This is a genomic window from Parvimonas sp. M20 (genome assembly GCF_035282425.1).
Lineage (GTDB): Bacteria > Bacillota > Clostridia > Tissierellales > Peptoniphilaceae > Parvimonas.
On sequence record NZ_JAYKBQ010000312.1, the window covers coordinates 1 to 227 of the forward strand.

The 227-nt window shown below is 28.6% G+C and carries 1 protein-coding gene; it reads right to left on the minus strand.

Translation table 11 applies throughout. The annotated features are described in order from the left end of the window. Window positions 1–227 (minus strand): hypothetical protein (locus VJI93_RS09345; protein ID WP_324000661.1); only part of this gene is annotated, 227 nt, incomplete at both ends.

Consider the following 227-nt stretch of genomic DNA (forward strand, 5'->3'; position numbering starts at 1 on the left):
TCTTCATAATATCTTCTCATATCTCTATATACATTGGAACTTACTAGAAGATGATTTTTATATTCATATTCTCCTTGGCCAAATTCATTTGGTAAAAGTACAATGTCATTTGATAAAAGCCTTTCCAGTCTTCTTTCTTGTGCTCTATATTCTGCTATTATTAATTCTAATTCTTCTTCATTTAAACTACTACTATGTACTTCTCTTACATATCTTTCCGGTAATTC